This is a genomic window from Nocardia brasiliensis ATCC 700358 (genome assembly GCF_000250675.2).
In the GTDB taxonomy this organism is placed as follows: Bacteria; Actinomycetota; Actinomycetes; order Mycobacteriales; family Mycobacteriaceae; genus Nocardia; species Nocardia brasiliensis_B.
In genome coordinates this window covers 9145500-9169980 of sequence record NC_018681.1, presented here as the reverse complement: position 1 = coordinate 9169980, position 24481 = coordinate 9145500, and the positions used below count along the sequence as shown (strand labels likewise).

Below are 24481 nucleotides of genomic sequence, written 5' to 3'. Positions count from 1 at the left end.
TCAACGACTCCTTCGAACCTGCTGGTAGACGTGGCTTCAGCGCTTCTTCAGATCGGCGGCGTAGGTGGCGAGCATGTCGAGGGTGACCTCGAGGATGCGGTCCTGGATATCGGGGCGCGGGTACGCGACGCGGGTGAGGGCTTCGCCCGAGAACAGGTGCACCACGATGAACGTGAGCGGCTCGCGCACGTGCTCGGGGAACTGCGCCAACGCGTCCGTCTGCTCGGCGTGCGTGGTGAGTTCGCTGTAGTAGCTGCTCACCGCGGGCGCGATCCGCGCCTGCAGTTCCGGATCGTGCAGGGTGGCGATATAGATCTGACGCAGGGCGTGGGTGAGCGGCGTGCTCATCGCCGAACGCAGGAAGCCCACCGTCGCCTCGAGCGAACTCTCACCCTGCGCCAAATGGTCGACCACCGCATGGAACTGACGCAGCAGGCGGGCCAGGATCTCCTCCGAGGCGGCCGCGATCAGTTCCGGACGGCCGTCGAACTGCTTGAACATCGCGCCGCTGGACAGTCCGGCGCGACTGCAGATCTCCCGCACCGAGGCCCGATCGATTCCGACCTCGCAGATCGCCTCGATGGTCGCGTCGATCAACTTCGCGATCGTGGCCTCGCGGCGCTGCTGCATGGTCCGGCGCCGGGGCGCTCGTTCGATCGCACTGCTCATGCGATCCATCCTGCCGCGTGACCGATTTCCGCGCCCGGCGTGGCTACCGCGATTGCCGGTGCGGTGCCGGGCTCCACTCGGGGACCTCGGCGAGCAGCGCATCGGGGGCGGACAGGCGCCAGGCCTCGAAGACGAGTTCGGCCAGTTCGTCGGCCTCGATGCCGTCCAGGTAAACGACGACCCAGCCGAAACCGCCTGCGGTGAACTGCTCTTCGAACACCTTCGGCCGCTCGGCGACCAGGGCCTGCTGCTCGGACAGCGTCTGCTTCAGGCCGACGGTCTGGGTGCGCGGCCAGTAGTAGCCGAAGAGTTTCCCGCGCACCTTGTAGGAGGTGTATTTCTCACCCGCGCTGCTGCGCACGTCGACGAGCGCGTCGATGATCCGGAAGAACTCGTCACTGTGTACAGCCATCGCAAAACCCCTGGCCTTCGAACTCGCTCGGTGCCGGCCGGCGTCCGACACCCTCGGCCGCGTATTCCTCGGTCCGAGCCGTCCCCGGCGGGTGCGGCCTCGATGCCGGAGTCCGAATATACAACGGCGGCCGCCCCGCCTGTGGTGCCGTCAGGACTGCGCAGGTTCCGGGTCGGGCAGCGGCTCGCCGGTCTCCAGCAGGGTCTTGAGTCCGGACAGGATCGCGGGCCAGCCGCCGCTGATGCCCTCCAGCACCGCGCTGCCCGGCGCGAAGCCGTCGTGCACGACGGTCAGCTTGACCACCTCGCCTGCCGGCTCGAGCTCGAAGGTGACCTTGGAGCGCGGTTCGCGGCCCCAGGCGGCGACCTCGTCGGGGTTCATCTCGAAGGTCGCGGCGAACTCGGCGTCGAAGCTGTGCCAGGTGTAGGAAAGCCTGGTGTACGGGTCGGCTTCGAGTACCACCTGCTCAGGGTCCTTGCTGCGCCAATCACGTTGGTGCCACACCATTTCCGAGCCCGGCTGCCAGTCGGTGTCGAACGTCGCGCCCCAGTAGCGACTGGTGAACGCCGAATCCGTCAGCGCCCGCCACAGCTGTTGCGCGGTGGTTTTGATGTAGGTGGTGTAGACGAAAGTGTTGTCGCTCATGGGGTTTGCCTCCAGTGCTTGCTTCAGGTCGGCGAGTGCGCGCACTCGCGAGCGGTCGTACCGGTTGATCCAGCGCTCGGTGATGGCGTTGATGGGCTCGGCGTTGAGGTAGTGCAGCTTTTCGCGGCCGCTGCGCCGGGTGGTGATCAAGTTCGCCACCTCGAGCACGGCAAGATGTTTGCTGACCGATTGTCGTGCCATCGCCAGCCCCCCGCACAGTTCGCGCAGGGTCTGCCCGTTGCGCGCGTTGAGACTGTCCAGCAGTCGTCTGCGGTGCGGATCGGCCAGTGCTCGGAATACCTCGTCCATGCCCCACCTTACCGGAAATATGCACCCTTTCGGCTGCCTGTTGGAGGATAGGCAGCCTTTTGGCTGCGTGTCAACCTGGGATCGATCATTACTGCGCATTGTCGCGGCGGAATGTAGTAGTTATGCTACGAATCGAGGGATGCCCACCATCGGGAGGGAATTATGACCGTGGGTCAGGACGTCGTCCTCGACGTCGAAAAGCTGCGGATGCGTTACGGCTCGACCGACGTGCTGCACGACGTGACCTTTCAGGCCCGCCACGGCGAAGTGCTCGTGCTGCTCGGCCCGAACGGGGCGGGCAAGACCACCACCATCGAGATCCTCGAGGGCTTCCGGATGCGGTCGGCGGGCCGGGTCGAGATCCTCGGCGTCGATCCGGCGCACGGCGACGAGACGTGGCGGGCGCGCGTCGGCGTCGTCCTGCAGTCGTGGCGCGATCACGGCAAGTGGCGTGTGCGTGAACTGCTCGACTATCAAGGCGCCTTTTACGCGCCCTATGGCACGGATCGGATCCGAAGGCCTTGGGACACCGACGAACTCATCGAAGCCGTCGGCCTCACGCATCGGGCGAATCATCGGCTGCGTGATCTGTCCGGTGGCCAGCGGCGCCGGATGGACGTGGCGATCGGCATCGTCGGGCGTCCCGAGGTGCTGTTCCTGGACGAGCCGACCGCCGGCTTCGACCCGGAGGCCAGGCGCGAATTCCACGACCTGGTGCACCGGCTCGCCGACGACCAGCAGACCACCATCCTGCTCACCACGCACGACCTCGACGAGGCCGAGAAACTCGCCGATCGGATCATGATCCTGGCCGGCGGGCGGATCATCGCCGACGGCTCGGCCGACGAACTGTCGCGGCGGGTCTCCGGCAAGGCCGAGATCAGCTGGACCAACGACGGGCAACGGTTCGTGCACTCGACCGCCGAATCGACCGAGTTCGTGCACGAACTCTTCCGGCAGTACGGCAGCGCGATCGGCGACCTGGAGGTCCGGCGCGCCTCGCTGGAGGAGACGTACATGACGCTGGTGCGCCGGTACGAGGCCGGCGAACTCGAGTCCGACGTGCACACCCTCGAGGAGGTAGGACGATGAACCCGCTGCTGCCCGCGGTCCGGCAGGGCCTGATCCGCGGCCGGATCGAACTGCGCCAAGGGCTCACCAACGGGCAGGACCTGTTCGGGCTGCTGTTCTGGCCGTTGGCGATGCTGGTCGTGCTGTTCTTCATGCGCAATGCCTCGTTCGAGTCGAGCGGACTGCTGCTCGGCTCGCTCGCGCTGCCCAGCGTGATCGGCATGCTGGTCGCGATCAACGGGATGATCGGGATGGGTCAGCAACTGGCCATGGATCGCGAGGACGGCACGCTGCTGCGCGCCAAGGCGACCCCCAATGGCATGGTCGGCTACCTGCTCGGCAAAATCGTCCAGGTGTCCGGTTGGGTTGTCATTCCTGGTGCCATCGTCCTGATCCCCGGGATGTTCATGGTCGACGGCCTGGCGCTGCACACGGTCGGGGCGTGGCTGACGCTGATCGGGGTGATGGTGCTCGGGCTGCTCGCCACCCTGCCGATCGGCGCGATCTTCGGGTCCATGTTCGACAACCCGCGCAACTTCTCGTTGATGACCTTTCCGGTCATGGGGGTGATCGCGGTGTCCGGCATCTTCTATCCGATCACGTCGCTGCCGGGCTGGGTGCAGGGGCTCGCGCAGGTGTTCCCGGTGTACTGGCTCGGGCTGGGGATGCGCTCGGCGATGTTGCCCGGCGAGGCGGTCGCCATCGAACTCGGGCAGTCCTGGCGGCACCTGGAAACCGTTGCGGTGCTTGGTGTCTGGGCCGTGGCCGGCCTGGTGGTCGCACCGTTCGTGCTACGGAGGATGGCCCGGCGGGAATCCGGTTCGAGCGTGGCCGAGCGCCGCGAGAAAGCGATACAGCGTGCCTACTGAGGTCATCTACAACCGCATCGCGATGCTGCGCGCCGAGCGTGGCATCTCGCGGCGTGAGTTGGCGGAGGCGCTCGGCGTGCACTACCAGACGATCGGCTACCTGGAACGCGGCGAGTACAGCCCCAGCCTGCATCTCGCCCTGCGGATCGCGGCCTACTTCGAGGTGTCGGTGGAAATCGTCTTCTCCACCAACCCCTTTCCTCGCCTGGGCACCGAAACGGCTTGAGCGGGCGGCGCTCTCGCGCCGCAGCCGGGGATGACCGCCGCCCGGTGGGGCGGCGGTCATCGGTCCCGGCCGGCTCACGCGTCGGCGCCACGCATCAGGGCGTAGGTGGAGACGGCCTCGCCCTTCTCCTCGCTGGCCGCGACGGCCTTGCGCCAGTAGGCCTGTGCGGTGTGCGAGAACGTCGCGTCGACGCCGACCTCTTCGCTGGCATCGATGATGTGCTGCGCGCCCGCGTCCATCATTTTCAGGCTCGCCAGCGTGGCCCAGCCGCCGTTCTGGTTGGCGACCGAGAACTCCTCCATGAAGTAGGGGTACGCGGCCGCGGAGCGCACGGCGAACGGGATGAACTGCGCGATGCTGTTGCCGGACCGCTCGATCATCGCGGTCGCCTGGTCGAAGGCGAGCAGCCACGGATGGAAGATGGTCAGCAAGGCCTGGTAGTAGACCTGCGACAGACCGTCGTCCGTGCCGAGGTACTCCTGCGGGCTCAGCGGGCGCAGCAGCTCGGCATGCGCGTCGAAGACCTCGCGCGGACCGCTGTAGAAGATGTACGACGCCGGGTGGGCGATGTTGTCACCCGCCGACATCACACCGCCGGAAAGGAATTCGGCGCCGTGCGAACGGACCCACTCGGCGCCCTTGCGCGCCTTCTCCGGGGAGTCCGAGGACAGGTTGACGATCACCTTGCCGGCCAGCTGATCCGCTGCCTGCTCGAGCACGCTGTACATGGCCGCGTAGTGGGTGAGGCTCAGCACCGTCACGTCGTTGGCCGCCAGCGCCGCCGCGACCGTCTCGGCCCGCACGGCGCCGAGTTCGACCATCGCGTCGACCTTGTCGGTGCTGCGATTCCAGACCGTCACCTCGACGCCGGCGTCGAGCAGGGCCCGGACCATGGACTGGCCCATCGGCCCGAGGCCCACGACGGAAACGGAACGGGGGGTGTGCTGCTCGGACATTGTGTGTCCCTTCGGTTCTCGATTCGGATGGTTCGGCGCCGAGATCAATGGTCGTTGTCGCAGGTAGAGTCGGGAAGACCGCACGTTCAGGTGTGGTTGCTTACCTCGAGGTTCGAAACGAGGTCAGAAGGAGTGCGGGGAACATGAGTAGTGACGCGGATCACGACGTGTGCGGCATGTCCGTGGCGATCGACGTCGTGGGCGGCAAGTGGAAACTGCACCTGATGTGGGCGCTCGGCGCCAGCCCGCAGCGCTTCGGCGAGATCCGCCGCCTGCTCACCGGCGTCAGCGAAAAGGTGCTCGCGGAGAACCTGCGCCAGCTCGAAGCCTCCGGCGTCGTGCACCGCGAGGTCTATCCCGAGGTCCCGCCCCGCGTCGAATACTCGCTCACGCCGCTCGGCCAGGAACTCGCCGTCGCCTTGCGTCCGCTCGAAGAGTGGGGCGACAAGCACCGCACCGAGCTGCTCGGCAACCTGCTGGCTTCGGCGAGTTAGGCGAGTCCGAGCGCTCGGCCCTGCGCAGTCGCGGCTGTGATCGATGGTTGCGAAGCGGCGCTGTGCAATTCAGAGGTGACGGCGGGGCAATTCAGAGGCGACAGCGGGCGATCTGCGTGCCCACCTGCTCCAGTAGCGTGGCGGCCGCGGCGATCGAGCGGTCCGGGTCCGGTTCGAGATCGCTGAGCGCGTAGCAGTCGGCGAAGCCCGCCGCTCGAATCTCCTGCGCGGTGAGCGAGGTTCGGCCGACGGCCGCGACGACGGGGACGTGCAGCGAATTCGCGACCGCGCAGACGCCGATCGGCGCTTTGCCGTGCAGGCTTTGCCGGTCGAGGGCGCCCTCGCCCGTGACGACCAGTGCCGCGCCCTCGAGAAGTGTTCGGAAATCTAGTAATTCGAGGATCACCTCGATGCCGCTGCGCATCCTTGCGCCCAGCACGGCCAGCGCCCCGAACCCGGTCCCGCCCGCGGCACCCGCCCCGGGGCGGTCCACGAACTGCGGCCCCGCGAGCCGCGCCCAATTGGCGAGCGCCGTCTCCAGTGTGTCGAGATCCGTTGCGCCCGCACCCTTCTGCGGCGCGTAGACCGCGATTGCGCCTGCCGGACCGAGGAGGGGGTTGTCCACATCGGAGGCGACCGTAACGGTGACGGAACCGAGCCCGGGATGCAGTCGCGACCGGTCGAATCGCGCAGCCTGCGCCAAAGCCGCACCGCCGCGCGGTAATTCGTGACCCTCGGCGGTCAGGATGCGTCCGCCCAACGCCTGCACCATGCCCGCGCCGCCGTCGGTCGAGGCGCTGCCGCCGAGCCCGAGCACGATATCGGTGACCCCGTGGTCCAGTGCGTGCGCGAGCACCATGCCCAGCCCATAGGTACTCGAGCCGAGTGGATCAGGCTGTCCCCTTGGAAGTTTCACCAATCCCACCACGGCGGCCAATTCGATGACGGCGGTCGTGCCCTGCACCGCGTACGACGTTTCCGTCACGACACCGGTCGGGCCGGGCGCGCGCAGCTCCACCCGCTGCCATCCCGCCGCCACGAAGGCGTCCACCGTGCCGTCGCCCCCGTCGGCGACCGGTACCTGCTCGACCGTCACCTCCGGGGCGACGCGTGCGATGCCGTCGGCCAGCGCCGCCGCCACGCCAGGCGCGGGCAACGACCCTTTGAACTTGTCCGGCGCTAGCACCACCCGGCGCGGGGCTTCCCGTGTCATCCCCACATTGTCCGGTGCCGACGACCACGCGGGTTATGCACAGGGCTGTCGACCGCCGTGCACGGTTGTATATCGGGTCTACCTGCGACTATGTAAATAGAGAGCAGTGCTCTTGTTTTTCGGATCGCCCTGTGGAACACTTATCGCAACAGAGAGCAGTGCTCACGCAAGGAGTGAAGAAATGGACCTCAGCACCCGGTACATCGGCCCGTCCGGCCTGGATCCGATCATGAACCGGATCGCCAACTGGCTGCCCCGGCTGGGCATCAGCGTGCTGGGTTCGCGGTTGCTCGCGGTGCGTGGCCGCAAGAGTGGGGAGTGGCGGACCACGATGGTGAATCTGCTGGTGCGCGAGGACGGCGCGCGATTCCTGGTCGCCCCGCGCGGGCACACCCAGTGGGTGCGCAACCTGCGCGTCGCGGGCGGCGGTGAACTGCGGCTCGGCCGCAGGGTCGAGGAATTCACCGCGATCGAGCTGGCCGACGCGGACAAGGTGCCGCTGCTGCGGCTCTACCTGCAGAAGTGGGGCTGGGAGGTGGGCAAGTTCTTCGAGGGCGTCACCAAGGACGCCACCGACGACGAACTCGCCGCCATCGCCCCGGGCTTCCCCGTTTTCCGGATCGCCTGACCCCGGCTCGACGAGACATCGAGCCGGAATCGGCGGATCAGGCGGAGCGGACCAGGAATTCGATGGCTGCCGCGTAGCCCTGGATGCCCATCCCGGCGACCACCGCGGTGGCGATCGGCGAGATATAGGAGTGGTGCCGGAATTCCTCCCGCGCGTGCACATTGCTGATGTGCACCTCGACGATCGGCACCTCCGGAATAACCAGCGCGTCCCGCAGGGCCACCGAGGTGTGGGTGAGTCCGCCGGGATTGATCACGATGGCCGATTCGACGCCCCGCGCCCGATGGATGCGGTCGATCAGCGCGCCTTCGGAATTCGACTGGAACGCCGCGATCTCGCGGCCGTAGCGTTCGGCGGTCTGCCTGCAGAGCTCGACGACGTCGTCGAGCGTCGCCGACCCGTAAACCTCCGGCTGCCGGGTGCCGAGCATGTTCAGGTTCGGGCCGTTGAGGACCAGGATCGGACCAGGTGCGGACATGCCCGCAACACTAGTCCTCAGAGACCCTGTGGCCCCTCCGCGCGCAGATCATCCACTTTGCGCATGGCGTCGCGCAGTTCCGCCAGCCACGATTCCGCGTGCTGCCCGGCCAGTTTCACCGTCCAGGCCAGCGCGTCGGCGCGCGAGCGCGCCACGCCCGCGTCTACCAGGGTGTCGAGCACTTTGCGCTCGGGCTGACGCAACCGCGTCATCACGGGCACGGCCAGGTGGGTGAACAGGAGACGTTCCCCGTCGACCGACACGCCCCAGGCCACGCTGCGGCCGTAGCGTCGCTGCGCTTCGTCGGCGATCTGCGTCCGGGCGGCGCGGGTGGATTCGCGGAATCGGGAGATGGCCCCCTCCTTGGTCGCCCGCGGAACTTCCTCGGTCGGCGCTTCGGGATCGCCTTCCGCGGGTGCTTCGACAGGGGTCTTCTCCGGCTGCGGGATCGGCAGTTCGCCGATGACGACGATCTCGTCCCGGTCGATCTCGATGACGGGCGGGCCGGTGAACCAGTCGTCGGGCAACCTGCCCGCGAACCAATCCGGCGCGTCCGCGGGATCCGGGAGGTCGGCTTGCTGCCAGCCGCCGGGTCGGCCGAAGCCGCGTCCCCGATGGTGCTGTCTCATGGGGAATCACCTACTTACCGTGTAGTGCTATATACGTTGATTACAAGATTACGTCGCAATTCGCGCGAATGGTTCCGCTCTGTGCGAACAGAGTTAGCCACTGGTTCAGGCGGTGGTCGGGGCGACTGTTCTACGGTTCGTCCGGACCCCGTCTGGGTACCCATTGATCCGAAACGCCGAGTAAGTCAGTAAGCGCACGACTTTGCGGGAGTGCCCGGTACGGTAGCGGCGCCGGTTGTCGCCGTAGCACTGGACACCGATCATGATCGGGCCCCCGAGATGGGAGATTTCGGGCACAATTGAGATGCTGAGCATGGGTAACGTCCTTGCGGCGGAGGCACCGCAGACAGGTCTTTTTCAGGTACGGTGGTCTTGTTACTGGAGTGACAAGAGTGAAGAGTGGGCGACATGGATGTGTGGGGATCCCGCCGCTTCCGCGTCCGGGGCGCTATGGCACTCGCGGGGGTGGCGGCGCTTGCGATCGCAATGGGATCGTGCGGGATACACGAGGGTAAGAACGAGGCCGAGGCGGTCGTCGAGCGTTTCACCGAACTGCTCGACAAACAGGACTACACCCGCGCCTCGGAACTCACGTCGTATCCCACCGCAGCTTCGGCAACCCTGAAGCAAATGTTTGCCGGCCTGCAGCCGGGCAAGGTGGATTATCGGAAGACCCAATTCATCGGGCTCGACGCGGAATCGGCCATCTTCAGCATGGATGCCGACTGGAACTTCGGCGACCGCAAAAACTGGAACTACAGCCTGCAGGGCAACGTGCGCAAGCTCGCGATCGGCTGGCGCATCTCGTGGGATCCGGCGATCGTGATGCCGCAGCTCGATCACAACCGCACCGTCCGTCTGGTGCGCACCCAGCCCGCCCCCGCGCCGAAGGTCAACGACATCGTGGGCCAGCCGCTCATGACCGAGCAGCCGATCAACGTGATCAAGCTCGACCCGGCGAAGATGCCCGACCCCGTCGGCTCGACCAACGCGCTGGCCAAGGCGATCGAACCGGTCGCTCCGCTGATCACCGGGCCGTCGCTGATGCAGCAGGTGGCCACCTCGCAGGGCAAGCCGGTGGTCGCGGTGAACCTGCGGGAATCCGATTTCGAACTGCTGCAGCCGGATATGGCGCCGATTCCGGGCGTCGTGATGGAGAAGCAGCAGCGGCTCATCTCCGCCGACCGCCGCGTCTGGTCGCCCATGCTGGACGCGCTGCGCAAGGTGCAGCAGGAAAGCCAGGATCAGCATTCCGGCTGGGGCGTGCAGGTATTCGAGCAGGACGGCCGGTTCGTCACGCAGCTGGCCGGCGAGCAGGGGCCGCCCGGCCCGGATATCGCGGGCACCATGGACCAGCGTTTGCAGCGCGCCGCCGAGGACGCGGTGGTCAGCGCGCCGACGCCCGCCTCGATCGTCGCGATCCAGCCCTCCAGCGGCGCGGTGGTCGCGGTCGCGCAGAACACCCAGGCCAGCGAGCACGGGCCGGTGGCGTTCACCGGGCTCTACCCGGTCGGTGGCAATATCGAGCTGTTCCGCGCCGTCGCCGCGCTCGCCAAAGGCAAGGCGCCGCAAGATGTTCCGGTGCCGGAGGCGGCCGAGTTCGCGCCCGCGCTCGGGGTCGGCGTCGATTTCAAGGTGCCCGGCCTCGACGAGGTGACCGGGCGGCTCGCGGTCGCGGGACGCAGTGAGCAGGTGCGCCAGGGCGGCGGCTCGGACGCGGTACTGGCCAGCCCGTTCGGCATGGCGATCGCCGCGGCGGCGATCGCGCGCGGCTCGGTGCCGCCGCCGCTCATCGAGGTCGCGCGGCCGAGCACCACCGACGCCCAGCTCGCGCCGCTGGCACCCGAGATCACCGATCGGCTGCGCGCGATGCTGCGGGACGCGACCAATGCCCCGGAGTTCGCGAGCCTGCGGATGTACCGTGACGTCACCGGTTTCGCGGCGACCGCGGGACGTGACGGATGGCTGATCGCGAACATGGGTGACCTGGCCTTCGCGGTGCACATCAACGATGTGGACAGCGGCGACGCGACCGCGCGGATGGCGGTGCGGATGCTGCAGTCGCTGGCAACCCCGGAGCCCTGAGACAGCACCGCAGCGGTTCAGTTCAACGCAGCGCCTAGTTCAACGCAGCGCCTAGTTCAACGCAGCGTCCTAGTTCGACGCAGCGGCTAGTTCAACGCTTTGATGGCCGCGCGCCAGCCGAGCAGGAACAGCGCCAGCACCACACCCGCGACCAGCACGAAGCTGAACGCGGTGCCCTGACCGCTGACCACGCGCAGCAGCATGCCGCCGCCCAGCGTGCCGAGCCACACCAGAATCCCGGTGGGCCACAGCGCGGTTCCGTCGAAGCGGGCGATCCGCCCGGCGTCGCCGAACAGCCTGCTCGCCGCGGCGATGGCGACCAGCCAGCCCAGGGCCAGGCCGATCGCGAACGGCCACAGCGTGCGCAGCAGGCCGGTGAGTACCGCTTCGTCGTGACTGCGCCTGCCGATCGCGCAGAACAAGATCACCAGCAGCGCATCGACGACCAACGGCACCAGTTTCTTCACGCGGGCCAGCGTAGTGGGCGCGGCCGCGCCGAATGTGAAGCACCTGCGGCACTGCGTGTTCGCGCTCAGAACCGGCGCTGGGAGAATTCCTTCTCGTATTCGGCGTCGTCGTCCTGCGGGGTACGGAACAGGAAGAGGAACACGATCCAGCCGACGATCGCCACCAGGATGAAGCTCACCAGCCGGTAGACGAACGCGGCGGCCACGGCCTGCGCCGCGGGCAGCCCCGCCGCCGCGGTGAGGCCGTAGATGAGGGTCGCGTCGACATAGACGATGCCGCCGGGGGCGAACGGGATCGAGCCGACGGCCTTACCGATGGCGAAGGCGAGCAGCAGCCCGGCCAGCCGCGGGTCGGCGCCGACGGCGTAGCAGGCGGCGCCGAGGCAGGCCACGTCCGCGAAGCGGTGCAGCAGCGCCCACAGCGCGACGAGTGCCCCATCGCGTTTGCCGAGTTTCACCGACTCCAATTGCGCCAGTACGTCGCCGACCTTGCTCGCGCCCTGGTCGGCGGGGCGTTTGCGGAGCCGGTTCAGCAGCCCGAGCGCCCGGCGCAGCAGGGCCTCCAGCGAGCCGGGATTGTTCGAGACATAGTTGCCGCCCCACACCAGGGCGATCACCGCGGCGATCGACAGGACCAGCTTGAACGGCCCGATGCTGCCGCCGGACAGGAACGTGCCGCCCACCCCGAGCAGCGCGAGTCCGACCGCGGCCACCACGCCGGAGAACACCAGCTGCCAGGACGCCACGATCGGGCTGGCGCCGAAGCGGCGGGTCTGCCGGTAGGTGAAGGCGGTGGAGAACACCTGCCCCGCGGGCAAAGTGACGGACATGGCGGTGGCGCCGTAGACCACCGCGACGGATTTGCGCTGGCTCACTTCGACGCCGCCCGCGTTCAGCAGTTGTTTCTGCACGCGGCCGAATCCGCTCATCGACAATGCCTGCAACCAAATACACGCGGCGACCCAGCCCCAATGTATGTCGCTGAGTTTTTGCCATGATTCGTGCAGCCGGGGCCACAGATAGATGCCCTCGGCGATCAACAAACCCAGCAGGGCGATGCCGCCGACCCATTTCAGCCACCAGAATTTGCCACGGCGGGTCTCGTCCGTGTGCGCCGGCGCAGGTTCTCCTGCCAGTTCCCCATTGGCCGTCACCTGGTCAGCCTAACTCGGGAACGCTGGTGTTTCATCGGTCTACCGCGTGGTCGGCTAGGTGGCGACCTGCGTGCCGGCCGCATCATCCGGGACTTCCGATCCGGCCCGAGCGACATCGAGGCTTTCTCTCGGCCACGCGAGCATGGTTTTTCGGCGCCGGCCGCGCAGTTGTACTTCTTCGCCGGTTTCCCATTTGTCCTGCTCGCTTTCATCGGCGAAATACAGCGCGCTGCCCGAGGCCAAGGTGCGCCCCGGCTGATCTTTGGCGAGCTCGGTCAGCCGGGATGCCTCGTTGACCGGATCGCCGATCACCGTGTATTCGAAACGATTTGCCGCACCGATATTTCCGGCGACGGCCAGTCCGGCCGATACCCCGATCCCGATATCGAGGCCGGGCACCTCGCGCAGCACTTCGCGCAGTTCCCGGGCGGCGGCCAGCGCCGCGGTCGGCGCGTCCGGGCGGTCCAGCGGCGCGCCGAAGATGGCCAGCGCGGCATCGCCGACGAACTTGTTGACGAACCCGTTGTGCCGGTCGATCACGTCGACCACGATCCGGAAGAACTCGTTGAGCAGGCTCACCACCTCGGTGGGCGGTCGCTCGGCGGCGGTCGCGGTGGAGCCGACCATATCGACGAACAGCACCGCCACGAACCGGGTCTCGCCGCCGAGTTCGGTGCCGTAGTCGAGCGCGCGCTGCGCCACCTCCTCGCCGACGTGCTGGCCGAACAGTTCTTGCAGCTGGCGGCGTTTGGCGGCCTCTTCCATCATCCGGTTGAAGCCCACCTGCAGCAGGCCGATCTCGCTGCCGTCGAAGACCTCGACCTGTACGTCGCGCGCGCCCTCCTGCACCCGGTCGATGGCCTGGCTGAGCTGGCGTACCGGATCGGAGATGCTGGAACCGGTGAGCATCGAGAGCGCGAGGGCCTGCAGGATGACCACACCGCAGAGCAGCAGGATGGAGATCGCCAGCGATTGGGCGGAGAACTTCACGTCCGAGGAGATCTGCGTGATACACAGCAGCACGATGGCGATGGTGGGGGCGAAGGTGCCCATGCCCCAGGTCATGGCCATCCGGGTGCCGACGCCCGGGGTCAGCGTGTGATCGAAGGTGCCCGCGGTCAGCGCCTCGGCGGCGACGGGGCGCAGGATCCGCTCGCCGAGCATGTAGGTGAAACCGAACACGATGGTGGCGGCCATGCATTCGGTGACGATCACCGCGCCCGCCAGCTTGGGTTCTTCGGAAATGATCAAGGCCGCCAGGATCGCGCCGCCGATCAACCACAGCGCCAGATGCAGGATCGCCTGGCGCAGCGGCGCATGCAGCGCGGCCATCTGTTCCTGCCTGCTCGGTGGTCCGCCGCGCATCTGCCAGCGCATCACCGGGCGCAGCATCAGCGCGGACGCGGCCGCGCTGAGCACGCCGCCGGTGATGAACACCAGGCCGGGAACCACCAGGCCGGTGTGCCTGGCACCGCGCTGCGCGTCTTCGGGGACCGGGAGGCCGTACTGGATGAACGCCCACACCAGCACCGCGCCGAAGGCGTTGGCCAGCAGCATCGATGCCAAGTACAGCGGCCAGCGCGTTCGCATGGTCTGTTTGACCGCTTCCAAGGGCGCTGACACAACCAACAATCTAGCGTTTCGATCATGCGTCCACCGCTGCGGCGCTGTTGCGCCGGTGCGGCTCAGCATCGGTCGGGGTCCGGCCCGGCCCCGGTTCGGCGCGGGTCGACGCGGGACTTTGCCCTGGTGTGCCCGTTAAGCTCGGCGAGGTGACCGACCCCAAGCCGAACACGAAGCGGAAAGCCTCCCTGGCGCGGCCTGCCGCTGACTCCGTGCATCCGATCGTGCGGGTGTCAGCGGAATGGGGTTGGCGGATGCTGATCCTCTTCGCGGTGGCGCTGGCGCTGGTCGCGATCATCCAGAAGCTGGCGACGGTGGTGATTCCGCTGGCCATCGCCCTGCTCGCGGCCGCATTGCTCGCGCCACTGGTGGATTGGCTACAGCGAATGGGGGTGCCGCGCTCGGTCGGTGTCTTCGTCGCGCTGGTCGGCTCGCTCGGGCTGGTCGCGGGCATCATGACCTTCGTCGTGGAGCAGTTCATCGCCGGCGTGCCGCAGCTTTCCCGCGAGTTCACCAACAGCATTCACAAGATTCAGGATTGGCTGATCACCGGTCCGCTGCATATGAGCAACGATCAGATCGGCAATGCCGGCGACCAGATCGTCAAGACCATCCAGTCCAATCAGGACCGGCTCACCAGCGGGGCGCTGACCACCGCGACGGTTATCTTCGAACTGCTGACCGGCATCTTCCTGACCCTGTTCATCCTCATCTTCTTCCTCTACGGCGGCGATCAGATCTGGCAGTTCGTCACCCGGATCGTGCCCACGCCGCAGCGGGAGCGGGTGCGCACCGCCGGACAGCTGGGCTTCGGCACGCTGGTCGGGTTCGTGCGCGCCACCGTGGCCGTGGCGGCAGTGGACGCCATCGGCATCGGTGCCGGGCTCGGCATCCTCGGTGTGCCGCTGGCGCTTCCGCTGGCCTCGCTGGTGTTCATCGGCGCGTTCATCCCGATCATCGGCGCGTTCGTGGCCGGGTTCGTCGCGGTGTTCATCGCGCTGGTGACCAAGGGCGTGATCACCTCGTTGATCGTGCTCGGCATCATCATCGCGGTGATGCAGCTGGAAGGCCATGTGCTGCAACCGCTGCTGCTCGGCCGGGCGGTGAGCATCCATCCGCTGGCGGTGGTGCTGGCGATCACGGCGGGCGTGGTGCTCGGCGGGATCGCGGGCGGTCTGCTCGCGGTGCCGTTCGTCGCGGTGATGAACACGGCCATTCGCTCGCTGCTCGCGGACACGCCGGAGGAATTGTTCGAGGACCTGCAAACCGGGGAGGTCGAACCCGACGAACCGGACCCGGGCCGCTTCGACGTGGCGGCGACCTTGGCCAAGGCCGCGGACGAGACACCCGAGGCCGGGTCCGCCGAGCCCGGATCCGGTGATGGCGCGCCGCGGGGCTGAGCCGCGCTCGTCCGACGTGGCCACCACGCCGCTGTGGCGGGCGGTGCAGGCGCTGCGCCTGGTGACCCTGCTGTACGCGGTCGGTCAGCAGGTCGCCTCGGTGCCCTACTACCAGAATCAGCGGTTGAGCTGGGTGCTCGTCGCGCTGATGGCGGTCTGGTCGGGTGCGTCGGCGATCATGTTGTCGCAGTGGCAGTTTCCCGAGGTGCGGCGGCTGCGCGGCTGGGTGGTGCTCGGCGACCACGTCGTCGTGATCGCGCTGATGGCCGCGACCCGGCTGGTCGCCGACTACGACTGGTATCACGGACATCAGACGCTGCCGACCACGCTCTGGGCCGCCAACGCGGTGATCGGGGCGGCGATCCTGCGCGGGCCGATCGCGGGCGTGCTCTCCGGCGCGCTGATCGCCTCGGCGGCGCTGACCGTGCGCGACCAGTGGGGGCAGGACGTGTGGACCGATGCGACGGTGCCGGTGCTGGTCTCCGTCGGCCTGGCCCTCGGCCTGGCGGCGAACACCGCGCGCCGCTCGCAGGACCAGCTCGAACGTGCCGTCCGGCTGACCGCCGCCGCCGAAGAGCGCGAACGGCTTTCGCGCGAGGTGCACGACGGCGTGCTGCAGGTGCTCAGCTACATCAAGCGGCGCGGCACCGAGATCGGCGGTGCCACCGCGGAACTGGCGCAGCGGGCCGGGGAACAGGAAGTGGCGCTGCGGGTGCTGATCAGCGAACAGGCCGATCGAGGCGATTCCGGCGGCGCCGAGGTCGACCTGCGACCGCTGCTCACCGTGCACGCGAAGCCGGCCGTGTTCGTCTCCACCCCCGGTGATCCGGTGCTGATCGGGCGGTGGGCGGCGGGCGAGATCGCGGCCGCCGTCGCCAACGCGCTGTCCAATGCCGAACTGCATGCCGGGCCGGACGCGAAAACGTATGTGCTGCTGGAGGACACCGGCGACGAACTGGTGATCTCGGTGCGCGACGACGGTGTCGGCATCGCGCCCGGCCGCCTGGCCGAAGCGGAAGCCGAAGGGCGACTGGGGGTTTCCCGGTCGATCGTCGGACGGATCGCCGCCCTGGGCGGTACCGCCGATCTGCTCACCGAAATCGACGGCGGCGTCGGCTTCGGCACCGAATGGGAATTCCGGGTACCGAGGAGCGGACTATGACCGACAGTGCTGCGACCGAAGCGATTTCGGTGATGGTGGTGGACGACCACCCGATGTGGCGGGACGGGGTGTCGCGCGACCTCGCCGAGGCCGGGTTCGCGGTGGTCGCCACCGCGGACGGGGTGGGCAGCGCGACCAGGCGGGCCGCGGCGGTGCAACCCGCGGTGGTGCTGATGGACATGCAGCTGACCGACGGGAACGGCGCGCAGGCGACGGCCGAGGTGCTGCGCGTCTCGCCGCAGAGCCGGGTGCTCGTGCTCTCCGCCTCGGCCGAACGCGACGACGTGCTCGACGCGATCAAGGCCGGGGCCTCGGGGTATCTGGTGAAGAGCGCGTCGGTGGCAGAGCTGATCGAGGCGGTGCGCGCGACCGCGGCCGGGCAGCCGGTGTTCACCCCCGGTCTGGCCGGGCTGGTGCTCGGCGAATACCGGCGGATGGCCACGGCGCCCGCCGCGCCCGACGAGCCGCACCGGCCCGCGCTGACCGAACGCGAGACCGAGGTGCTGCGCATGGTCGCGAAGGGGTTGTCCGCCAAGCAGATCGCGTCCCGGCTCAACCTGAGTCATCGCACCGTGGAGAACCACGTGCAGGCCACGCTGCGCAAGCTGCAGCTGGCCAACCGGGTGGAGTTGACCCGCTATGCGATCGAGCAGGGACTGGAGTAGTCCGGCGGAGGTACGAAACGCCGCTCCGAATCCGGGATCGCCCTGATACGCCGGAGCCGGTGAATCGGTAATCTCGAACCATGGGCGGACCCGAATCGACATCCCACGGCGTCGGCCCCGGTGACGCGATCGGTGACCGGGATCTACGCGTATCCGACGCCGAACGCGAGCACGTCGGGCAGCTGCTGCAACGTGCCGTCGGTCTCGGCATGCTCTCGCTGGGCGAGTTCACCGAGCGGATGGACACCGCGCTCGCCGCGAAAACCCGTGGTGAGCTGAACGCCGTGCTCATCGACCTGCCCGGGGTCCGGCTGGTCGGTCAGCCCACCGCGCCGCCCTCCACCTTCGTGAACACCACGCCCTCGTTCGTGAAGCACCGCCCGGCGCCGCCGCCGATCAGCCCGGTCACCGGCAACGGCAGCGTGATCCGCAGCAGGCTGTCCGGGGTGAACCGGCGCGGGCCGTGGCAGGTCGCGCCGACCCTGCACCTCAACAACTGGCTCTCCGGGGTCACCCTCGACTTCACCGAGGCGATCATGTCGACCCAGGTGGTCGAGGTGAACGTGGACGATTTCTGCAGCTCGCTCACCCTCATCGTGCCGCGCGAAGCCACCGTCGACCTCAACGAGGTGGATCTGATCGGCTCCAGCGTCAACAACAAGGTGCGCACCGGCCCGCCCATCGGACCGCTGCACGTCGTCGTCCGCGGCCGGATCCGCTTCGGCTCCCTCACCGCCAAGCACACCTTCATGGCGCACTGGCGCCGCATGATGGGCCACTGAGCATTTCGATCGGCGTCGGGTCCGGTTCGCTCAGGTGTTGACGCCGATGCGGCGGGCGAAGGCGCGCAACGGGACTCGGCGGTCGTGGTCGAGCAGCTCGGCCACGATGTGGCGGGGCAGCGACTGGTATTTGAGCCAGTCGGTGCCGCCTACCCGTTCGGCGGTGAGCAGGGCGCCGAGCGCGCGCTGATGCTGGCCGGTGCGGGTCAGGGCCACCGCGGTATCGGCGAGGTGACGGGCGCGCGAGGACTGCGGCAGGCCGCCGTTGGCGGGCATCTCGCGCGCGGCGGCCAGCGCCTCCGGATAGCGCTCGGACGAGACCTGCACATCGACCGTCTGCATGACGATTTGCGCTGGGCCGAAATAGGTTTCGTAATCGGTGCGGTCACTGCCGATCCGGTCGGCGACCTCGCGTGCGGCCTCGACCAGCGACAGCGCTTCGGGCACGGCCTGGGCCCGGCCCGCGGCGGTCGCGCCCTGCAGCATCAGCGAGCCGTAGGCGGACAAATGGGCGAGCGGGACCTCACCCGTCGGCTCCAGCTCGGCCGCCGCGCGCAGCGCGACGCCCCGGGACTCCGCGTAGCGGCCCTGCACGAGCAATTGCCAGGCGACCGAGCCGCGAATGGTGCCGAGCAGCAGTGGGTCGTCGCCCGCGGCCGCCGCCACCAGCGCCTGCCGGATCGCCAGGAACGCCGGATCGGTCTGCCCGAGGTGCACCAGCGTGCAGCCGGTCACCCAATACATCCGCGCCAGTAGCTCGTTCGCCACCGGGACCGAGCCGTTGCGCGCGGCGTGCACGGTCGCGCGCAACTGGGTGATCCCGGTCGGCAGCACCGAGGTGAGCAGCTCGTAGCGGCCGGCCCAGTACGCGCCCCACGCGTAATCGACCGCGCGCCGCCCGTCCTCGAGGCTGACGGCGGACTCCTCCTCGGTCACGCCGAGCAGGTCGTCGACCGGGGTCAAGGCGCGGCGGATCGCGACGATGCCGGAATCCGGATCGCCGGACGGCACGCCGGCGCGCTTGCCGATGAGGTCGGCGATGTCCACATCCAGTGCGCGCGCAAGCTTTTGCAGGCTGGCGATGGACGCGGTCTGCCGACCGCCCTGCTCGAGTTTGCGCACCAGGTCGACGCTGACCCCGGCCTGATCCGCCAACTGGCGCTGGGTGAGCGCCCGGCCGCGGAACATGCGGATGCGGACGCCGATCGACGAATCGTCCATGGACCCAATTCCTTTGTTAAATCTGGGTTTCAGAGTACGACGCTAAGCCACGGTGTTCGGCCGAAGTGGGACATTACGTACGACCCGTTTACCGGCGCGTGGAATATCGTTGCCTTTCTGCAACTTTCATAGCAAAGGGCGGCGGCAATGAACATCGTGCCGAACACCGAGCGTTGTCATTCATCCCATGAGATCGCGCATCGGCTGCGCCATTTGTATGGGCTGCCGGTGCAACTACTCGGCGGACGACCGGTGGTGACCACCGGCTCGGTCCTCGGCGCCGTCGCGATGCCGCCGGACCTGGGCCGCACCGTGCTCGCCGCGCTCGAGCGCACCTACGCGGCGCCCGTGATCGCCGATCCCGGCGAACACACCTGGATCTTTCTGGTCGCGCCACCGAGCCCGGCCCGCCCCGTCGAGGTGCTGGTGCGCCGATACCTGGCCGGCCATCAGGTCACCGTGCTGCCCGGTGGGCATCACATCATGCTGCCCACCAGCGACTGCGCGCGCGGCTGGCACTGGGCGGGCGAACCGGCACCCGGCGTGCTCCGGATGCCGCCGCGCACCGCGGTGCTCGACGCCGTCCAGCAGATGACGACCCGGCATTCCGGCACGGCGTGAGGATCCGCCGGCCGGCGCTCAGCCGGCCGTTCGGTAGTGCTGTGGATCGGCGGCGAACGTCTTCTGCATCTTGCGCGAAATCCATTGCCCCGCAGTTTCGGCACCGAACTTCTGCTGCGCCGGCCGGCCCGCGAACGAGCCGATCGGGTCGATCGCCGCGTCGTGACTCGGCAGGTAGAAGAACGGGATGGACAGGCGTGACGACGTATTGCCTCGTTCGGGATTGATCACCCGGTGCAGGGTGGAGACCCAGCGGCCCGCCGTCCACAGGGCCATCAGATCGCCGATATTGACGATGAAGCCGCCGGGAATGGCCGGGACGTCGCGCCACTCGCCGGTGCCGTGGCGGACCTGCAGGCCGCCGACCGCGGTGTCCTGATACAGGATGGTGAGGCTGCCCCAATCGGTGTGCGCGCCACGGCGCAACTGTCCGGGCAGCGGCGATTCACGTTGCGGGAAATAGTAGTTGACCGCCACCGACGAGACGTGGCGGGCGAAGATGTCGTCGAAGAAATTTTCCGGCAATTCCAGTGCCAGAGCGAACAATCGCATGAGATCGGCCGCCAAATCAGTGAGGGCCGCCAGGTATTCGCGCCAGGTGTCCGCGAAATTCGCGGGCACGGCAGGCCAGATATTGGCCAATTTCCAGGACGCCCAATAGTCGCCGAGACCCGCGCGTTCCTCCTCGCTCAAATCACCGGTCACGTGCGCCGAGAAGACTTCACACAGATCCGGTGGTGACTGCTGGTCCAGGCTGTGCGCGGTCGCACCCGCCATCCGCCGGAAACCGGACACGCCCGGCCGATGCGCGACCGCATCCTTCAACGCATCGGGCAGCTCGAAGAACTCCCGGGTCGTCGCGCACATCCGCGTCACCAGCTCCGCCGGAACCCCATGGCCCACGATGGTGAAGAATCCCGAACTCGCACAGGCCTGTCCGATCGCCTTCGCAATGGCCCCGCGTTTGTCGGCACTGTGCCGGTCCGACAGATCGATCACCGGCACGAACCCGTCCAGCACCGTCACGCCGTTATCCGCCGTCATCTCACTCAATGTCGTTGTCCTTCCTCGATTTACGAGCAGACACCGAGTATTCGATCCAGGCCTCTACGAAGTCGCCACCCAACCGAGTCTCCAGGCTTTTCCGCCTTCGCCCGACACCGTCACACGAAGAACCTCCACCCACGAGCCCTCTCGGCGCCAAAATCCTGCACCCCGATCGCCGGCCGCTGGTAGCGGCAACGCCTGAGAGCGCCGCCGCGATCAGCCCCCAACACCGAGCAGGCATCAACCATGCGCTTGCGCCGCAACGATCTTCGTCAGTCTGCGTGCCCGGCGGGGACAACCCAGCGGCTCGGATGCCCGGTGACGGCGGCGATCAGGTCGTAGTCGCCGTCATAGTGCATAACGGTGTAGCCGTGGCGTTCAGCTGTGGCGGCAATGATCAAGTCGGGCAACGAGATCGCGCGATGAGTGCCTGCGCGGATCAGGTCGAGTTGGATGTCGTTGACGCGGTCCCAGACGTCGTCGGGTGTGGGCAGCCAGTCGAAACCGCGCAGCATGTCGCGGACCGACTCGAGTTCGGTGGATTTGCGGACGCTGTACAGCACCTCGTATTCGATCGCACCGCAGATGGCCAGCGTTCCGCGCGACGACAGGTCGTCGAGGATCGGCGCGACGGCAGGCTTACCCCAGCGGGCGAGGGCGGATTTGTCGACGAGGTAGCGCTCACTGCTCACTTGGAGCCGACGGTTCGTCGTTCAGTCCGCCGGACTTCACCCAGGCGGCGAACTGCTCGCGTTTGCGGCGGCGCACCACGTCGGCAAGGGCGGCGTTGACCGTCGCGACCTTCTTCGAGGTGCCGAGAATCTCCGCGGCCTGGGCCAGTAGATCGTCGTCGAGATCCAATACGGTGCGAGCCATCGGGACCTCCCGAATTGATATCATTTGCCGCTTCAAAGTATATCATCTCCTTCTTTTTCGCTGGTAGAGCTAGGTTGTGGTCGCCGTTGCCACCCGCGAGGACCAGGATCGGCGTCTGGATCGGGCGCGGTCGGTCGAGCGATGTGGTCTTCAGCAGGTATTCGCCGGTGCGGGATCCGGCGGATCGGACGTAGACAAGGCCGAGCAGAGGTTGGCAGTCTTGGCAGTCGGGTAGATCTCGGGTGGTCAGCAGGGGTTACTACTCATGTTTCGGGGGTGGGTGGGGGTGAGCATGGGTGCATGACCACATCTATCGATCCGGCGCTGATCTCGCGCCTTTCGGGGGAATTCGCTGCGTTGGGGACGCAGATGGGTGTGCTCGGGCGGGACCTGGAGCTGTTGCGTACTCAGGTAGTGACAGGTTCTGCTGGGGCGCAGGGGGTTTCGGCTCCCGACCAGGAGTCGGCCGCGGAGACTGCCGGAACTACGACCGCGCCGGAAGCGGGCCGGGTGCCGCCCGCATTGGCCGCGACTCCGGGTGCGGGTGGAGTTCCAGGCGCACAGGATTCGGCGGCGCGGACGCCTGGCGCGGATACCTCCGCGGCGTCTGCTGCGGCAGCGGGCACGGTACCGGGCGAGGCGGCGGGGGCGGGTCCGGATCGGGTTCCGGGTGTGGGTTCGGTCCCTCAGACGTATGGCTCGAGCACGGCTCCTATCTCGGGTGCCGGTTCGCCGGGGTCAGGTGCCGCAACGGGGGCGGACGCGGTTCCGCCTGCAGCCGCTCAGGTCCCGGGTGCTGCGCTGGCACAGGGTGGGTTTGCGGCGGGCACAGGTTCGCCTGTGGCGGGTCGAATCCCCGGCGTTGCGTCGGCGCCGAGTGCGCCTGCGGGGGCTCAGATGCCGGGTGCTGTACCGCCTGCGCAGGGCTTCGGCGCGGTTCCGCCTGCGGCATCGCAGGTGCTGGGTGTTCCGTCGGGGCCTGAAGGGGCTTGGGCGGCAGCAGGTTCCGGGGCGATGCCGCCGCAGGGTCCGCCGTACGTGCCCATGTACGGTCCGCAGGGTGGGGCGTGGGGTGGGCGGCCGCCGATGCCGATGCGCGGGATGCCCGGGCCGGGGCTGCGGCCGCCGGTGCCGCCGCGGGCCGGGCCGCCGGTGCCGCATACGCCGTGGTGGCAGCGGGACGGGTTGATCAGCAAGCTGCTGGCGGTGGCGGGGGTGGGTGTCACGTTGATCGGTGTGGTGATGCTGCTGGTGCTGGCCGCGCAGGCCGGGTTCTTCGGCCCGGTGCCCAGAGTGGTTGCGGGCGCCGCGTTCTCGGCCGCGCTGGTGGCTGCGGGTCTGCGGGTGTTCGATCGGCCGGGCGGGCGGGTCGGCGGTATCGCGTTGGCGGCCACCGGTATCGCGGGCGCGTACCTCGATGTCGTCGCGGTGACCGCGATCTATCACTGGCTGCATCCGGTGCTCGGGTTCGCGGTGGCGCTCGGCGTCGCCGCCATCGGGGTGGCGCTGGCGATGCGCTGGCAGTCGCAGCCGTTGGCGGTCCTGGTGGTGCTCGGAGCTGCGGTCTTGTCGCCGGTGCTCACCACCGAGCTGGTGCTGCTCGCCTTCCTGATCGTGCTGCAGCTGGCCTGCCTCCCGGTGCAGATGCTGCGGGACTGGCCGTATCTGCACGTGGTGCGGACGCTGCCCGCGGCGTTGGCCACGTTCGTCGCCGTCGCCGGTGCGCTGCTCGACACGTCCGACGATCGGTTGCGTCTGCTGGCCGCGGCAGCGGCGGTGGCGGTGGTCGGACTGGCCGGGACCATCCTGGTGGTCCGGCGGCGGCCTGCCGATATCACCGCCTCGCTGACGCTCGCCATCGCGACCGTCCCGCTGCTGGCCGCGCCGGGGATGTACGAGTTCGATCGCCCGGTCGCGACGCTGATCGCCGCGGTCTGCGCGTCGGTGCTGCTGCTCGTGGCCGCCACCGCCCTGGTGCCGAAAGTCGCGGCGCTCGTGAAGATTCCGGGTCACACCGCAACGGTTGCGGCGGTCGCCGGAGCCATCGCGCTACTGGAGGTCTGCGTCGCCGTCACCGATGCCCGCACCTTGCCGATCGCGTGGTTCCTGGTGGCACTCGGCTTCCTCGGCGTGGCCGGGCAGCGCCGCTCCGGTGTCGCCGCCGGTCTCGGTGCGGCCTTCGCGGCGCTGGGCGCGCTCGCGTTCCTGAACATCGCGAGCCCGGAAATCCTGGCCGCGCAGCAGCGTTCGGAGCAGAGCCTGAACTTCGCGACGGCGCTCGCCGCCGTGCTCTTGATGGCCGTCGTGGCGGTAGGAGTGTGGTGCGCGCGCACCGTACCGGCTCTGCGGAACACCGCCGAATTGCAGTGGATCGTGGCCGGAATCGCGGGGTTGTACTCGGTGACCGCCGCGGCGGTGTCGATCGCCGTCGCGACCGGCACGGACGACGGCTTCGTGATCGGGCACAGCGCGGCGACGATCCTGTGGATGGCCGGCGCGACCGCGTCCCTGTTCTACGGGCTGCGCAACCTCGGAAAGGCTTCGGCTGTAGCGAAACTCGCTCTCGGCTCCGGCCTCCTGGTCACGGTCGCCGCACTGGCCAAACTGTTCCTGTTCGACCTGGCCACTCTCGACGGCCTGGTGCGGGTGGCGGCCTTCCTCGTGGTGGGCGTCCTGCTCCTGGTCGTCGGCACCAGGTACGCACGGGCCTTCGCGGAGGCCGCGGCCACGCCGCCGTCGGCGGACTGACCGGCGGAAGAGAACCGCCCCCGCGCCGAGT

The 24481-nt window shown here is 68.3% G+C and carries 26 protein-coding genes; 12 read left to right on the top strand and 14 right to left on the bottom strand.

Going from position 1 to position 24481, the window contains the following annotated elements:
* Positions 1-36: 36 nt before the first annotated feature.
* From O3I_RS41055 to O3I_RS41045, 3 genes are all read right to left on the bottom strand, one after another.
* Positions 37-669, bottom strand: a complete 633-nt coding sequence (locus O3I_RS41055) for a TetR/AcrR family transcriptional regulator (protein ID WP_014988982.1) — start codon at positions 667-669, stop codon at positions 37-39.
* A 43-nt stretch (positions 670-712) separates the two neighbouring features.
* Positions 713-1081 carry an MmcQ/YjbR family DNA-binding protein gene (locus O3I_RS41050; protein ID WP_014988981.1) on the bottom strand — a complete coding sequence of 123 codons (369 nt, stop codon included), beginning with the start codon at positions 1079-1081 and terminating at the stop codon, positions 713-715.
* A 150-nt stretch (positions 1082-1231) separates the two neighbouring features.
* On the bottom strand, positions 1232-2035 hold the full coding sequence (locus O3I_RS41045) for an ArsR/SmtB family transcription factor (protein WP_014988980.1): 804 nt from the start codon (positions 2033-2035) through the stop codon (positions 1232-1234).
* Positions 2036-2197: 162 nt separating this feature from the next.
* Between O3I_RS41045 and O3I_RS41040 the strand changes: the two genes are divergently transcribed.
* The 3 genes from O3I_RS41040 to O3I_RS41030 are packed head-to-tail and all read left to right on the top strand — an operon-like array spanning position 2198 to position 4201.
* Positions 2198-3127 carry an ABC transporter ATP-binding protein gene (locus O3I_RS41040; RefSeq protein WP_014988979.1) on the top strand — a complete coding sequence of 310 codons (930 nt, stop codon included), beginning with the start codon at positions 2198-2200 and terminating at the stop codon, positions 3125-3127.
* Positions 3124-3975: an ABC transporter permease gene (locus O3I_RS41035; protein WP_014988978.1), complete on the top strand. Its 852-nt coding sequence runs from the start codon at positions 3124-3126 to the stop codon at positions 3973-3975. The genes O3I_RS41040 and O3I_RS41035 overlap by 4 nt, the downstream gene beginning before the upstream one ends.
* Entirely contained in the window at positions 3965-4201 is a 237-nt protein-coding gene (locus tag O3I_RS41030) for a helix-turn-helix transcriptional regulator (RefSeq protein ID WP_014988977.1), read from the top strand. Before O3I_RS41035 ends, O3I_RS41030 begins: the two co-directional genes overlap by 11 nt.
* A 74-nt stretch (positions 4202-4275) precedes the next feature.
* Here the strand turns inward: O3I_RS41030 and O3I_RS41025 are convergent, their stop codons facing one another.
* On the bottom strand, positions 4276-5157 hold the full coding sequence (locus O3I_RS41025; RefSeq protein ID WP_014988976.1) for an NAD(P)-dependent oxidoreductase: 882 nt from the start codon (positions 5155-5157) through the stop codon (positions 4276-4278).
* 143 nt (positions 5158-5300) lie between these two features.
* Here O3I_RS41025 and O3I_RS41020 point away from each other — a divergent pair, with 143 nt between their 5' ends.
* On the top strand, positions 5301-5651 hold the full coding sequence (locus tag O3I_RS41020) for a winged helix-turn-helix transcriptional regulator (RefSeq protein WP_014988975.1): 351 nt from the start codon (positions 5301-5303) through the stop codon (positions 5649-5651).
* A gap of 91 nt (positions 5652-5742) precedes the next feature.
* On the opposite strand, the gene O3I_RS41015 is transcribed toward O3I_RS41020, so the two are convergent.
* Positions 5743-6864 (bottom strand): glycerate kinase, encoded by a 1122-nt coding sequence (locus tag O3I_RS41015; protein ID WP_014988974.1) that lies wholly within the window; start codon positions 6862-6864, stop codon positions 5743-5745.
* 181 nt (positions 6865-7045) lie between these two features.
* Between O3I_RS41015 and O3I_RS41010 the strand changes: the two genes are divergently transcribed.
* A complete protein-coding gene (locus O3I_RS41010) occupies positions 7046-7492 on the top strand; it encodes a nitroreductase/quinone reductase family protein (protein ID WP_014988973.1) in 447 nt (148 codons plus the stop codon).
* Between the two features lie 37 nt (positions 7493-7529).
* On the opposite strand, the gene aroQ is transcribed toward O3I_RS41010, so the two are convergent.
* Complete coding sequence (aroQ, locus tag O3I_RS41005) at positions 7530-7970, bottom strand: type II 3-dehydroquinate dehydratase (protein WP_014988972.1); 441 nt, start codon at positions 7968-7970, stop codon at positions 7530-7532.
* 17 nt (positions 7971-7987) lie between these two features.
* Positions 7988-8599 (bottom strand): hypothetical protein, encoded by a 612-nt coding sequence (locus O3I_RS41000; RefSeq protein ID WP_014988971.1) that lies wholly within the window; start codon positions 8597-8599, stop codon positions 7988-7990.
* A gap of 408 nt (positions 8600-9007) precedes the next feature.
* Between O3I_RS41000 and O3I_RS40995 the strand changes: the two genes are divergently transcribed.
* Positions 9008-10684 carry an NTF2-like N-terminal transpeptidase domain-containing protein gene (locus tag O3I_RS40995; RefSeq protein ID WP_237748214.1) on the top strand — a complete coding sequence of 559 codons (1677 nt, stop codon included), beginning with the start codon at positions 9008-9010 and terminating at the stop codon, positions 10682-10684.
* 86 nt (positions 10685-10770) lie between these two features.
* Here O3I_RS40995 and O3I_RS40990 read toward each other — a convergent pair whose 3' ends face one another.
* The 3 genes from O3I_RS40990 to O3I_RS40980 all read right to left on the bottom strand — a co-directional run bounded on the left by O3I_RS40990 (position 10771) and on the right by O3I_RS40980 (position 13895).
* Positions 10771-11151 carry a DUF3054 domain-containing protein gene (locus O3I_RS40990; protein ID WP_014988969.1) on the bottom strand — a complete coding sequence of 127 codons (381 nt, stop codon included), beginning with the start codon at positions 11149-11151 and terminating at the stop codon, positions 10771-10773.
* 65 nt (positions 11152-11216) lie between these two features.
* On the bottom strand, positions 11217-12305 hold the full coding sequence (locus tag O3I_RS40985) for a lysylphosphatidylglycerol synthase transmembrane domain-containing protein (protein WP_014988968.1): 1089 nt from the start codon (positions 12303-12305) through the stop codon (positions 11217-11219).
* Positions 12306-12359: 54 nt separating this feature from the next.
* The gene (locus tag O3I_RS40980; RefSeq protein ID WP_051067098.1) at positions 12360-13895 is read right to left on the bottom strand and encodes an adenylate/guanylate cyclase domain-containing protein; all 1536 of its coding nucleotides are present in this window, start codon (positions 13893-13895) and stop codon (positions 12360-12362) included.
* A gap of 182 nt (positions 13896-14077) precedes the next feature.
* Between O3I_RS40980 and O3I_RS40975 the strand changes: the two genes are divergently transcribed.
* The 4 genes from O3I_RS40975 (at position 14078) to O3I_RS40960 (ending at position 17937) form a co-directional block, all read left to right on the top strand.
* Positions 14078-15328 carry an AI-2E family transporter gene (locus tag O3I_RS40975; protein ID WP_014988966.1) on the top strand — a complete coding sequence of 417 codons (1251 nt, stop codon included), beginning with the start codon at positions 14078-14080 and terminating at the stop codon, positions 15326-15328.
* The gene (gene macS, locus O3I_RS40970) at positions 15309-16490 is read left to right on the top strand and encodes a MacS family sensor histidine kinase (RefSeq protein WP_014988965.1); all 1182 of its coding nucleotides are present in this window, start codon (positions 15309-15311) and stop codon (positions 16488-16490) included. Before O3I_RS40975 ends, macS begins: the two co-directional genes overlap by 20 nt.
* On the top strand, positions 16487-17155 hold the full coding sequence (locus tag O3I_RS40965; RefSeq protein WP_014988964.1) for a response regulator: 669 nt from the start codon (positions 16487-16489) through the stop codon (positions 17153-17155). Before macS ends, O3I_RS40965 begins: the two co-directional genes overlap by 4 nt.
* 80 nt (positions 17156-17235) lie before the next feature.
* Complete coding sequence (locus O3I_RS40960; RefSeq protein ID WP_014988963.1) at positions 17236-17937, top strand: DUF1707 SHOCT-like domain-containing protein; 702 nt, start codon at positions 17236-17238, stop codon at positions 17935-17937.
* A gap of 30 nt (positions 17938-17967) precedes the next feature.
* Here the strand turns inward: O3I_RS40960 and O3I_RS40955 are convergent, their stop codons facing one another.
* Positions 17968-19158, bottom strand: a complete 1191-nt coding sequence (locus O3I_RS40955) for a helix-turn-helix domain-containing protein (RefSeq protein WP_014988962.1) — start codon at positions 19156-19158, stop codon at positions 17968-17970.
* Positions 19159-19305: 147 nt separating this feature from the next.
* On the opposite strand from O3I_RS40955, the gene O3I_RS40950 reads away from it, so the two are divergent.
* Positions 19306-19779, top strand: a complete 474-nt coding sequence (locus O3I_RS40950; protein ID WP_014988961.1) for a hypothetical protein — start codon at positions 19306-19308, stop codon at positions 19777-19779.
* A gap of 18 nt (positions 19780-19797) precedes the next feature.
* On the opposite strand, the gene O3I_RS40945 is transcribed toward O3I_RS40950, so the two are convergent.
* The 3 genes from O3I_RS40945 to O3I_RS40935 all read right to left on the bottom strand — a co-directional run bounded on the left by O3I_RS40945 (position 19798) and on the right by O3I_RS40935 (position 21702).
* Positions 19798-20823 (bottom strand): isopenicillin N synthase family dioxygenase, encoded by a 1026-nt coding sequence (locus tag O3I_RS40945; RefSeq protein WP_014988960.1) that lies wholly within the window; start codon positions 20821-20823, stop codon positions 19798-19800.
* A 275-nt stretch (positions 20824-21098) separates the two neighbouring features.
* Positions 21099-21518, bottom strand: coding sequence for a PIN domain nuclease (locus O3I_RS40940; protein ID WP_014988959.1), 420 nt, complete (start codon positions 21516-21518; stop codon positions 21099-21101).
* Positions 21508-21702 carry a type II toxin-antitoxin system VapB family antitoxin gene (locus O3I_RS40935; RefSeq protein ID WP_014988958.1) on the bottom strand — a complete coding sequence of 65 codons (195 nt, stop codon included), beginning with the start codon at positions 21700-21702 and terminating at the stop codon, positions 21508-21510. The genes O3I_RS40940 and O3I_RS40935 overlap by 11 nt, the downstream gene beginning before the upstream one ends.
* A gap of 1014 nt (positions 21703-22716) precedes the next feature.
* Here O3I_RS40935 and O3I_RS40930 point away from each other — a divergent pair.
* Positions 22717-24450 (top strand): DUF2339 domain-containing protein, encoded by a 1734-nt coding sequence (locus O3I_RS40930; RefSeq protein WP_014988957.1) that lies wholly within the window; start codon positions 22717-22719, stop codon positions 24448-24450.
* The last annotated feature ends 31 nt before the right edge of the window (positions 24451-24481 follow it).